The 12,464-nt window shown below is 38.0% G+C and carries 9 protein-coding genes; 7 read left to right on the plus strand and 2 right to left on the minus strand.

What is annotated here, in order from left to right:
- The first annotated feature begins 175 nt into the window (after window positions 1–175).
- On the plus strand, window positions 176–1,948 hold the full coding sequence (locus BI291_RS15195; protein ID WP_074499619.1) for a DUF885 family protein: 1,773 nt from the start codon (window positions 176–178) through the stop codon (window positions 1,946–1,948).
- Between the two features lie 56 nt (window positions 1,949–2,004).
- Here the strand turns inward: BI291_RS15195 and BI291_RS15200 are convergent, their stop codons facing one another.
- Complete coding sequence (locus BI291_RS15200) at window positions 2,005–2,544, minus strand: NADPH-dependent FMN reductase (RefSeq protein ID WP_074499620.1); 540 nt, start codon at window positions 2,542–2,544, stop codon at window positions 2,005–2,007.
- Between the two features lie 144 nt (window positions 2,545–2,688).
- Here BI291_RS15200 and BI291_RS15205 point away from each other — a divergent pair, with 144 nt between their 5' ends.
- A complete protein-coding gene (locus BI291_RS15205; protein ID WP_254849595.1) occupies window positions 2,689–3,597 on the plus strand; it encodes a LysR family transcriptional regulator in 909 nt (302 codons plus the stop codon).
- Between the two features lie 84 nt (window positions 3,598–3,681).
- Here the strand turns inward: BI291_RS15205 and BI291_RS15210 are convergent, their stop codons facing one another.
- Window positions 3,682–4,284, minus strand: a complete 603-nt coding sequence (locus BI291_RS15210; RefSeq protein WP_074499622.1) for a DNA-J related domain-containing protein — start codon at window positions 4,282–4,284, stop codon at window positions 3,682–3,684.
- 347 nt (window positions 4,285–4,631) lie between these two features.
- Between BI291_RS15210 and BI291_RS15215 the strand changes: the two genes are divergently transcribed.
- From BI291_RS15215 to BI291_RS15235, 5 genes are all read left to right on the plus strand, one after another.
- Window positions 4,632–5,612, plus strand: a complete 981-nt coding sequence (locus tag BI291_RS15215) for an alpha/beta hydrolase (RefSeq protein ID WP_074499623.1) — start codon at window positions 4,632–4,634, stop codon at window positions 5,610–5,612.
- 130 nt (window positions 5,613–5,742) lie between these two features.
- Window positions 5,743–8,475, plus strand: coding sequence for an ATP-binding protein (locus BI291_RS15220; protein WP_074499624.1), 2,733 nt, complete (start codon window positions 5,743–5,745; stop codon window positions 8,473–8,475).
- Between the two features lie 83 nt (window positions 8,476–8,558).
- Entirely contained in the window at window positions 8,559–9,527 is a 969-nt protein-coding gene (locus BI291_RS15225) for a magnesium transporter CorA family protein (RefSeq protein WP_074499625.1), read from the plus strand.
- Between the two features lie 299 nt (window positions 9,528–9,826).
- The gene (locus BI291_RS15230; RefSeq protein ID WP_074499761.1) at window positions 9,827–11,650 is read left to right on the plus strand and encodes an SLC13 family permease; all 1,824 of its coding nucleotides are present in this window, start codon (window positions 9,827–9,829) and stop codon (window positions 11,648–11,650) included.
- A gap of 256 nt (window positions 11,651–11,906) precedes the next feature.
- Window positions 11,907–12,458 carry a GbsR/MarR family transcriptional regulator gene (locus BI291_RS15235; RefSeq protein WP_074499626.1) on the plus strand — a complete coding sequence of 184 codons (552 nt, stop codon included), beginning with the start codon at window positions 11,907–11,909 and terminating at the stop codon, window positions 12,456–12,458.
- The last annotated feature ends 6 nt before the right edge of the window (window positions 12,459–12,464 follow it).

The raw sequence follows: 12,464 nt of genomic DNA on the forward strand, positions 1-12,464 counted from the left end.
CCTTGAAACATTTATCAAGTGAAATTGAAGGCGTTTAATACATTAATTTTTCAAAGGAGTTAGTTGTCTTATAAGCCATGCCTTTCATCGTGCTTCGCTATTTTTTTTTCGTTTTTTACGTTATGTTTTTCCGCTAATAAATGTTCTCTCATTCCGTTTTAATACAGGTACCCTTATGAACTTTTGCTCACTTCAATACACGGTAGTGTTTATCTGCTTGCTTTTTGTTAGTGCATGTCAACTAACGCCGATAAAGCCTAGTGCTGATGAACAATTTGAACACACCGTGCAACAGTTATTAGATCACCGTGCAGGCAAGGGGAAGTATCAGAGTAACGAAAAAGAAGAGCAAAAACGCTATTGGCCAGATTTGTCACCTGAATTTTTAGCAAAACAGTACGAACAACGTAAAAGTATTGCCGCTGTATTTGAGCAAATAGAGCAAGATGATCTGTCAGCTGAAAATAGAATTAACTATGCGATCATCAAAGCGCAACTTGATAACAAAATTGCTCACTATCACTATAAATCGCATTATATTCCGTTTAAGTCTGAATCAGGGTTTCATTCAAGTATCAATTTTACCGTTGATGCAACGGTATTTAAGAATAAAAAAGACATTGAACAATACATCAATAAGCTTGCAGCAATGCCAACATATTTTGAACAAAATATTGATTGGATGCGAAAAGGTTTGGCTGAAGGGATCACGCAGCCTCAAGCCGTTTTAGTAGATTATGAGCATTCTATTTCAGCCTTTATCCCTGAAAAAGTTGAACAATCAGTGTTTTTAAAACCCTTTGCTACGAGTTCAACGTTGCTTGATGCTGAGTTTATTCAAGAACAACGTGAGCGCTTAGTCCACTTATTAACAACACAAATAATTCCTGCTTATGAAAACTATTATCAGTTTTTTACGCAAGAGTACTTGCCAAACGCCAGAAAAAATATTGCTGTTTCTTCAACGCCTAATGGCCTTGCCTATTACAACAATCGGGTAAAACACTATACAACCACTGACATGAGTGCAGAAGAAATTCATCAGCTTGGTTTGCGTGAAGTCGCACGTATTCGCTTGGAAATGGATGAAGTAATTGCCAAAACGGGTTTTGAAGGAACGTTTACTGAATTTACCCACTTTTTACGAACAGATCCGCAGTTTTACGCAAAAACGCCGTTAGCATTAATTAAAGAAGCGTCGTATCTTGCGAAGCAAATTGATGGCAAATTACCTTCATTATTTAAACATTTACCGCGTACACCCTATGGTGTGGTGCCGGTTCCTGACAGTATCGCACCTAAATATACTACAGGACGATATATCAGCCCGCCAAATGATCGCCATTCAGGTTCATATTGGGTGAATACTTACGCATTAGATAAACGTCCATTGTATGTATTACCAGCGTTAACTTTACATGAAGGTGTGCCGGGGCATCATTTACAAATTTCCCTAAATAGTGAGTTAGATAATTTGCCTACGTATCGGCAACACGCCTATATTTCAGCCTTTGGTGAGGGCTGGGGTTTATATGCTGAATGGTTAGGTATTGAAGCAGGCATTTATACTGATCATTACAGTAATTTTGGCCGATTGACATACGAAATGTGGCGAGCAGCGCGATTAGTGGTTGATACCGGTATGCATGTAAAAGGTTGGTCAAGAGCCCAAGCAATGGACTTTATGAGAGATAACACTGCGTTATCGTTACATAATGTTAAAACTGAAATAGATCGTTATATTTCATGGCCGGGTCAAGCGTTGTCATACAAAATAGGTGAAATCACAATTCGCAAATTACGCAAGCGAGCCGAAACTGAACTGGGTCTTGATTTTGATGTACGTGAATTTCATTATCAAATCTTAAAAAATGGTTCAGTACCTCTATATGTACTCGAAGCACAAATAGAGAAATATATTACTGAAGAATTAGCAGGAAAAGAGTAATCAATAGAACAGTGCGCTTAACGGGAAAGTGAGAGTAAGCGCACATTACCGCTAGTTTATATTGTTGCTTCGAATTTTTTTATGACGTTGCTAATGGCTTGATCTGTTTCTGGGTCAAATTTTCCATCAGCATACTTGTCGTAAAATCCGCCTAAGCTATAGGTGTCCTTAACGTCACCGCCCCACCAAGGCATCAACTCTGCCATGTGTTTTAAGTTGGTTGCACCGCCGGTTGCGCCCGGAGATGTACTCATCAGTAATACGGGTTTTATTTTGTCACCAAAAAAGGGTTTTCCTGGCGTGGTTAAGCGAGAAAGCCAATCAATCACATTTTTTAAAAAGGCTGGCATTGAGCCGTTATGTTCAGGTGAAGCAATGACTAATGCATCATAATCAGACATCAACTCACGTAGTTGAATTGCGCTATCAGGAAAGCCTTGTTCTTGAACATCTAAGCCGTATAAAGGCATTTCATATTCGTTAAGATCTATGATGGTTACTTCATGCGAGGTGAATTTCTCAGCTGCTAAAGTAACGAGTGTTTGGTTGATCGATTGACTGTGGTTACTGCCTGAAAATGCTAACACTTTTTTCATACATACTTCCCCGTTGTGTTATTAATGATGACGGCATATTTGCCAATAAAAGTTAAGTTAACGTTACTATACTGCGTTCTATTTAGTAGATAAACTTGGTTATAGTGATAACATAGTTCACTATAAGTAAATAATTGTGGTTGTATGATGGATAAAATAAAAGCATTAACTGTTTTTAGGCGGGTGATAGAGTTAGGGAGTTTTAAAGCGGCTGCTGAAGATTTGTTGTTATCAAAGGCTGCGATTAGTAAAAATATTAATCAACTAGAAGATTATCTACAGGCACCATTAATTCACCGTACCACTCGAAAAATGCATGTCACTGAAAAAGGTAAACAGTATTATCATCAAGTGCGTAATATTTTAGATGAATTAAATACGGCTGATCTATCCATCATAGAATCCTCCAACCAGTTAAGGGGCTTAATTAAAGTAAGTGTTCCAATGTCGGCTGGCCTATTATTAATAAATCCCGCAGTGTGTGAATTTATGAAGGAACACCCTGAAATATCAGTAGAGCTATTAATGAGTGATCAATATTTAGATTTGGTAGAACAGGGTCTAGATGTGGCTATTCGTGGCGGTGGACCGTTAAAAAGTTCAAGTTTAAAGTCGCGCAAAATACATGGGCTTGATCTGGTGCTTTGTGCATCAGCAGAGTACGTGGATATTCATGGTCAACCTAGCGAACCAGAATCGCTTTATACACATAATTGTTTAATGTATAGCTTGGCTTTATCGCCTCGACAATGGGTGTTTCGCCAAGATAATGAAGTTCGCACCATTGATTTACCGCCAAGTTCTTATGTGGTAAATAATGGCTTGGCATTGAAGCAAGCGGCAAGAGCTGGCCTTGGTATACTGTTAACACCCAAATTGTTTGTTGCAAAAGAGCTGCAAACAGGAGAGTTAGTCAAGCTAATGCCAGATTGGCAAGCGGAAAAACACGCCTTATACGCCGTGTACCCTTTTCATAAAGAACAATCTAAAAATGTACGGACCTTTATCGATTTTATTATCAAATATGTGACAAAAAACTGTGAGAATGCATGACGTGAATAGAAAGGTTTTCATTGTATTATTAGCATGGCTAAGAACGTTGTTTTGAGCAATAAATGAATGTGTTGTCGGTATTTATTAAAACAGCTTATCTAAGTCAGCTTTGGCTTGACGGATTTTGCTAAAAGTATCAGCACAGCCACCTTTGTCAGGGTGATATTTTTTAGCGAGTTTAAGGTATTGAGCTTTAATCGTTTTTTTGTCTGCATCTATGGGTAGGCACAAAATTTCGAATGCCTCTTTTTTAGTGTCATGTGCGAGGTATTTTTGCCAAAAGCTTTTGATCATGTCGCTTATTTCGTGTTCCTGCGTTTTAAAATAATGTTGTGGGTTTAAGTAATAGCTTGCCAGCGGGTCTGTTGTTTCAGGTGTGTTTTTGGCTGGGTGCTCATCCGGTATTGTTTTGTTTATGACGACTCTTTCTATACGAACAGATTCAATAAAAAGCTGATATTTTTGTGTCGTTTTATAATGCGCTTTTAAGTGATAAAGGGCGTGCATACAAAGAAAGTGCGCGCTGAATAAATCTTTGTATTCAGCTAATGAAAAACGGTTAAAAGGTGCGATATTCTTGTCAGTTAAATGTTTGATAATGTCATATTCATTGGAAACAGGAGAAACACTGAAATAATGCTCAAGTTCATGAAATATTGGTGTTAAGTATGGATTTAACGTGCGCATTTCGTGTACCAGTTATTCATGTAGAGTCCATCATACATTAACGGACTTTGTCTTTAAAATTCAAATAAATATCAAATGATCGATTTCAATCATGTATAGCAAAGCAGCTTTTAGCGCTGTATGCGTAAAGGTATTTAACGCTACTATTTAATGGAGCAATTATCGGTAAATGAGAAGAAAGGTATTAACATACTCTAATAAAAGCTGTTGAATCATGATTTTTTATCGCAAACGTTGCAAATTACACTACACTTTGGTGTTAAAGAGGTCGTTTTAAAACGTAATTCTCTTAACCTACTAACCGGCTAATTGTTGTGTAATTAGCGTTAACATTAAATGGACTTTTTATGTTATTTGCAACGAATAGAACACCGAAAGAATCAGCAAGGAGTCGTAAAGGGCGAAAAATATCTTTCCCACCGCAAAAAACACGCACTAGCTTAGATATGTATTTTTGCCAACGCCTTGGTGAACATGACTACCGAGAAATAGGCAGTCCAGCATTTTTTCAATACCTTAAAAACCTTCCCAACACTATGCAAGTATTGTTGTACATACATGGTTTCAACAATACACCTGAACCTGATATCTTCCCCAATGCTTTACGCTTACAGCAGTTAATAAATCAACAATATGGAGATGAGTTTGCCTTAGTTGTACCACTTATTTGGCCATGTGATGATGATGCCTTTTATGCATTCATTGACGATTACTGGGATGATCAAAGAGCGGCAGATGCCAGTGGTTTAGCCTTTGCGCGAATGTTGGCAAAGTTTGATAACTGGCGCACTCAAGAAGCAAGTAAAGAAAACCCTTGTACACGAAGAATTAACATTCTTGCCCATTCTATGGGGAACCGAGTGTTGCGAAACGCGATAGCTTCATGGGGAAAATACGACCACTGTGGCCAGGTGCCTAAACTGTTTAGAAATATTTTCATGGTCGCGGCAGATGTGGTTAATCATTGCTTAGAACCTAACAATAATGGTGTACTAATTCCACAATCGGCTAGAAATGTCATTGTGTATTTTGCCAATGATGACTTAGCCATGCCCGCGAGTAAATTAAGCAACCTTAGGCATAGAACCGTCTCTGCTCGTTTAGGTATGACAGGGCCAGAAGATTTAACCAAGGTGGCCAAAAATGTCTATGAGGTTGATTGCGATAGTTTTAATAACCGGTTTGATATGCCAAAAGGTCATTCTTATTTCCTGAATAGTCAGGCGCAGGTGAGCCCTGCCTTAGTACATATGTTATCAGCTATGGTAGACGGTAGGGTAAAACCTGCGAAAAGAAGTCACATATTACCTTACCTATTAGATAACTGAGTGGTTTTATAGTGAGGATGATTTCAAACAACGTATTGCAGAATATAGGGTTTATCTTGTTTATTATACTCACCTATTAATGTGCTATACCTAGTTAACATTTAACAAGAAAATTAATAACGATCATCATATGAATACGAATCTGAAACTAACTGCTAGTAAATTGCTGTACTTTGTCTTAGCGATAAGTGCGTATTTATCAGGGGTGTTTCTATCAAATTTTTCTTTTCTCACTCAAATAATGCCAATTTGGTTACCGGCCGGTGTTGCTCTTGTTGGGTGTTATCTTTGGGGCTGGCGATTTGTTCCCGCGGTGTTTATTTGTTCTATTGCACTGAATGTTAGCATTAATGACGAGCTTATTTTTATTGATCTATTATCGTTGAAAGGTGCCAGCACGTTTTTGATTGCCTTTGGTTCATCACTGCAAGCTTTTGTGGGCGGGTACATAATGAAACGTTGGCTTGGAAACCCAATTGCTCAACCTGCAACGAGAAAGTTGATTTGTTTTATCGTAGGTGTTGGCGTCGTTGTGAACCTCATTGCCGCTAATATCGGCGTGGCAGCGTTAACCTATTTTAATGACGATTATGTGCTGAATAGTTACTGGGTTAACATGACTTATTGGTGGCTTGGTGATTCGATAGGAGTATTACTTGCAACGCCTTTCTTGCTAAGTCTTATTTCATTTTCAGACCAGGAAAAATTTCCTAAAAATGTTCGGCTTATTAATCTATTGGCAACGAGCGTATTATTTTTAGGGGTGTTATCACTGACAAACTTTTTTATTAACTATGCAGATAAAAATAGCCAAAAATTAATTACTAAAGAAATAAAGGTAATAGAAAGTAGTTTATACGCACGATTAAACAATAACTTACTTCAACTACAAACATTAGCAAACTTTATTCAAAATAATACGTTAGCACTGAACTCATTTCATGAATTCGCACATGAAATTATTGAAAATAACCCGACAATACACGCTTTGTCATGGAATCCACTGATATCCCAACGGCAAAAACCTCAAGAAGAGGCTGAATTACAGCGTATTTATCAAAAGCCGTTAAAAATTAGTGGAGAACCAATTTTACCGAAAGATCCTATTGTTTATGTTAAGTATATTGTGCCTAAAAGCGGTAATGAAAAAGCCATTGGATACAATGTGTATTCAAACGTTGAGCGTAAAAAGACCATAGAAAAAGCTAAAAATAGTTATTACCCGCAGGCAACGCCTATTATTCAGTTAGTGCAGATAACCAGCAAGCAGCCTGCCTTTTTATTGTTTATGCCAGTATTTGATGTGAGTGACAAAAATGAAACGCCAACTGCAAAACAACTAAAAGGCTTTGCTACAGGAGTGTTTTTAGTGAACACAATTCTTCATGAAACCTTTGGTGTTAATAACAAGCAACTTTTTCATTTTTTGTTATTTGAAGAAGGTGTGCCGCATTCTTTTGCAAAAAATGTAGATGATGATGTTACCAAGAACATAATGCATACGTTACGTTTTGAAAATTCAGGACAAACATGGCTATTAAACTTGTCACGTAACCAGCAATACCTCAAACGAGAACAAAGCCATTCATTGTTTTTGTTATTTATATTTCAGTTTTGCTTAGTGATTTGTATTATCACAATGTTGTTGTTGATGAATAATCGCCATTTAGTATTAAACAATCGAGTACATCATAGAACGATTTCATTGCATAAAGCGATGGAGAAAGCAGAACAAGCTAATCAAGCAAAAAGCCGATTTTTAGCGATTATTAGTCATGAAATTAGAACCCCATTAAATTCTGTTGTGGGCTTTTCCCAAATGGCAAAGCAATCAAGTGAACAACTTGAAATAAAAGAATATATTAACAAGATAGAGATATCTTCAGACATTTTATTGAATCTCGTGAACGATATCTTAGATTTTTCAAAAATTGAAGCGGGTAAATTGCAATTATCTGAACAAACGTTTGATATGCATCGCAGCTTACTACGAGTTGCCAGTATCTTTGAAACGCTCGCTATGAACAAGGGGTTGCAGTGGCAGCTTGATGATCAATTGCCAGCCAACATTCGATTTATAGGCGATCATGTCCGTATTGAGCAAGTGCTTGTGAACTTATGCAGTAATGCGATTAAATTTACCGGTAAAGGCTCCGTCGTGTTAAAAGCCATTGTTAATATCAACGGTGATAATGCCCTGATAACCGTGACCGTCACAGATACCGGTATAGGCATTAGCCAGATTAACCAGAAAAAGCTTTTTACTTTGTTTACACAAGCTGATGATTCTACTTCTCGTACTTATGGTGGTACGGGGTTAGGTCTGGCAATATCTAGAGAATTAAGTCAATTAATGGGGGGGGATGTCACAATAGTTAGCGAAGAAGGTGAAGGGTCAACATTTACTTTTACCGCGTCATTAAAGGTGTCAGAGCATAATATAGCTAAATCTACTTCAACAACCGTGAGAAACTTTCCTCACTTGAAGGTGTTAGTTGCCGAAGACAATCGCATCAACCAAGCACTGATAAAAACCATTTTAAGAAAACATCAAATAGAACCTGTGGTGGTTGATAATGGCCAATTAGCGGTAGAGGCGGTGATGCGTGAGTCGTTTGATTTAGTGTTGATGGATTGTCAAATGCCTGTACTTGACGGCTACGAGGCGACCAAGCAAATCAGAGCAACTGACGCCTATAAACATTTACCTATTTTAGCGTTAACGGCTGATGTAAATGCGGAAAGTGTTGAATATGCTAAACAAGTAGGTTTTACTGAGCACCTAACAAAGCCAATAAATGTTGAGCGACTATTGGCGTGTTTTACGAAAATAAGTGACGATATTGCCAGTCGCAATATCTAATGGAGGCAAAATGTTCCGTGTTTATACACTAAAGCATATGTTGTCTACGTGCTAAGTTACGTTGTTATAAGGTTAGGTAATACATGATTAAAGCTATGTTGATATCCGCTTCTACCACAGAAATGGGCGGTGAAGAGCTAATTGAAAAATGGCGGCAAGACGCTGATGCTACTTTATGGTTAGATCTAGAAGGGCTTGACCAGAGCATTGAAAAACAAATGTTATTATCGCTTGATTGTCACCCATTGGCGATTCAAGACACGCAACGTGATAGACACCCGCCTAAAGTCGAATTGTTTGAAAACTATATTTTTCTCTTGTATCGCGGTTTTGTTAGTTATGACGACATTTTAACGTTCGAACACTTACAGTTAGGCATGTTTATTGGGCATCGAATTTTAATTACTTGCCATACAGGAAGCTCTATTGCCGTTAATAATTTGTTCAACGAAAGCAGTGCTAAATATCTAGCGCGTAGTCCGGTGCATTTAGCATTACAAATGTTTCACTCTAGTTGCGGAAATTACTTAAAACAGCTTTTTACCTTTGAATCGCATTTAGAAAAAATTGAAGATCAATTTCAACTTAGCGGTAATGACCAAATGATGCGTGAAATTACTGCGTATCGTTCTCAACTGGTAAAAATTAGGCGTACCTTTAACTATCATGTATCAATTGGTGAGTCGTTAAGTCAATTTTTAGAAAATGATGATACATCACTGATCACCCCCTTAGAAATTCATACCTTAACCGATTTACGAGAACGCCTAGAACGATTAATGAGTTTGTCGCAAATGTATTATGAAATTTGTGGTGACTTAATTGATGGCTATATGTCTGTTACTTCACATCAATTAAATGCAACGATGCGGGTGTTAACTGTTATTACTGCTTTGTTTGTACCTCTGACGTTCTTAGCGGGTATTTATGGGATGAACTTTGAACATATCCCTGAACTTAAGTGGGCGAATGGCTACTTTATTTTATTAGGGGTAATGTTGGTTATTTCAGTTGGGCTCATTGTTCTTTTTAAACGGAAAAAATGGCTTTAATGTTGAAAGTTTTATTGCTTAATACATAACGAAAACGCAGTGCTTAGTAAAATGACTTTTCAACCTATATTTCTGATTAAAAACAAGGCATATTGATTTTTCGGTATGATGTTGGCTTAAAGTCAATACATGTTGCTACTTTTAACATGTGTTGATTTCTGGCATTTTGAGTCACTTCATCGGTAGGCATAATTTTGTACGATCAAGTTATTTTTCCTGACTTTCTCGCCTTTTAGCATTCCTAGTGCTAACGTTGAACTTGTGTGTTATTAACAATAATCAATAAGTTGAATGTGACCATGCCTGACATTCCTAATAATCATGCACTTGCCATGTTAGTGCTTACCGTGATTGCACTTTATTTTTTCAGGCGTGAAGATATACCCTTAGAAACGTCATCATTAGCGGTATTGGTGATGCTATGCATGATTTTTACAGTGTTTCCCTTTGATATTAATGGTCAGCAATTAGAACCGTCCTCTTTATTTTTTGGTTTTGGTCATGAAGCTTTGGTTACTGTTTGTGCATTGATGATCATTGGTCATGCATTAGTTCGAACAGGGGCTTTAGTACCTGTTGGTAGAAATTTAGCGAAATTGTGGAAAATAAGCCCGGCAATTTCATTGTTGGTAACATTGATCATTGCTGGGGCATTGAGCGCCTTTGTTAATAATACGCCAATAGTGGTGTTACTTTTACCTATCTTAACGAGCGTTGCCTTGCGCACAAAAACAGATACCTCACCTATGTTACTGCCCATGGGGTTAGCTACGTTAGTGGGGGGAATGACAACAACTATCGGCACTTCTACAAATTTATTAGTGGTGAGTGTGGCGAGTGATATGGGGCTGCCACGTATCGGCATGTTTGATTTTAGTGTGCCCGCAATCATTGCCGCTTGTATTGCCATCGCATATTTATGGCTAATTGCACCTAAACTTTTACCTCAACGCAAGGCGTCGTTACCGGATACTTCACCACGATTATTTAGTGCCTATCTTAATATTAATGAAGATAGTGTTGCGAACGGTAAAACCGTTGCTGAATTGTTGAAACTTACTGATGATCAAATGAGTATTGAATCGATACAACGTAGTCCTGAATACCGAAATATTCGTCCGTTTCCTGATACGATCATAAAAGAAGGTGATAGGCTACACGTTAAAGATCATCCTGAACAACTTAAAGAGTTTGAATCTGTTTTACAGGCAACCTTATTTTCAGGTGCACATAAAGTTGATGATGATCACCCTTTAAAAGCTGAAAAACAAAAACTTGTTGAAATGGTTGTTATCCAGGCATCAAATTTAGTTGGCAGAACATTGAAAGATGTTCAATTTGCCAAACGATATGGTATCTCTGTACTTGCTTTACACCGTAATGGTAGTGCCATGGATATTGGTCGTAAAAGTATCGGCAACGTGATAATTCATGCTGGTGATGTGCTATTGGTGCAAGGAGATGCAGACCAAGTGGCAGAGCTGAAAAGTTCTCAAGGATTCTTAATTATTGATGGGGCGTCAGATTTACCTTATTCGCAAAAAGCCCCAATTGCCTTATTTGTGTTGTTTTTAGTCGTCGCTGTTGCCGCTATCGGTGTTTTACCTATTGCTATTAGCTCACTGTGCGGAATTTTAGTATTACTCATGACCAAATGTATTGACTGGAGTGAAGTATCTGCTGCTCTTAGTACGCAAGTGATCCTCATTGTCGTTGCGTCTCTAGCGTTAGGCTCTGCAATGATGCAAACTGGTGGAGCTGATTATATCGCGCAGGTTTTTGTGGCCTTTGCGGTTGATTTACCTCCATGGGGCATAATTGCCTCGTTAATGCTAATGCTCGCGATTATGACGAATATTGTCTCAAACAATGCAGCGGCGGTTATAGGCACACCGATTGCTATCTCAGTAGCCAATCAACTTTCTTTGCCTGTTGAGCCTTTTATTTTAGCGGTACTTTTTGGCGCTAACCTAAGTTATGCAACCCCCATGGCTTATAAAACCAACTTATTAGTGATGAATGCTGGTGGTTATCAATTTTCCGACTTCATTCGTGCGGGTGTACCATTAATTATTTTAATGTGGGTATCATTGTCGTTCCTTTTATCTTGGATTTACTTTTAATACTCCGACTGCCCTTTGGCTTGAGCTAAACACTATTTCTTCATCGTTGTTCGCAATTGACATGTAATAACCATGCGCCATTGCCCACGGTTTGAACAAAAAGCGTTTAGTTCGAACAACATTTAATCTCGAAAGATCAACAGATCCTAGTAACATGTCAGTAAAATAATGTGGAGATATAGATAAATTTGTCTTGATCTAGATCAAGTTCCGTTCTAAAATTCTAAACGTTCAGAAATTATTGAAAGTTTAGAAGATGAAAGTATCACCTCGGATAGAAAGTTTTGTAATGCATTGTGGTGAAATGGGCAGCCGATGGGGGTTTAATCGCACGATCGGTCAAATAATGGGCTTGCTTGTCATGAGTAAACAGCCATTATCAGCTAACGAGATAGGTGAAACACTCAGTATTTCTCGCGGTAATGTCAGTATGGGTATCAAAGAGCTGCAATCCTGGCGGCTTGTGAACGTGCAACATATTGCCGGTGATCGAAAAGATTATTACTTACCGTCGGGTAGTATTTGGGAACTGGCAAATCGCATTTTTGAAGAAAGAAGTAAACGTGAAATTGATCCAACATTATCGTTACTGCGTGATTCCTTGCTTGATGAACCATCTAATCCACATGAAGAATATGCTTTACAACAGATGGATGAAATTCATGATTTGCTAGAAACATTAACTAAATGGGCGCGTGAGTTGCAAAGTGTTAGTCCAGAAAAATTAACTACCCTCATGAAGCTTGGCTCGGGTGTGGTAAAAATGCTTGATTTTAAAGACAAGGTTGTAAAGTCGAGTAAACACTAGGGGGTG

Origin of the sequence: Thalassotalea sp. PP2-459 (genome assembly GCF_001913705.1) — a bacterium.
Lineage (GTDB): Bacteria > Pseudomonadota > Gammaproteobacteria > Enterobacterales > Alteromonadaceae > Thalassotalea_C > Thalassotalea_C hakodatensis.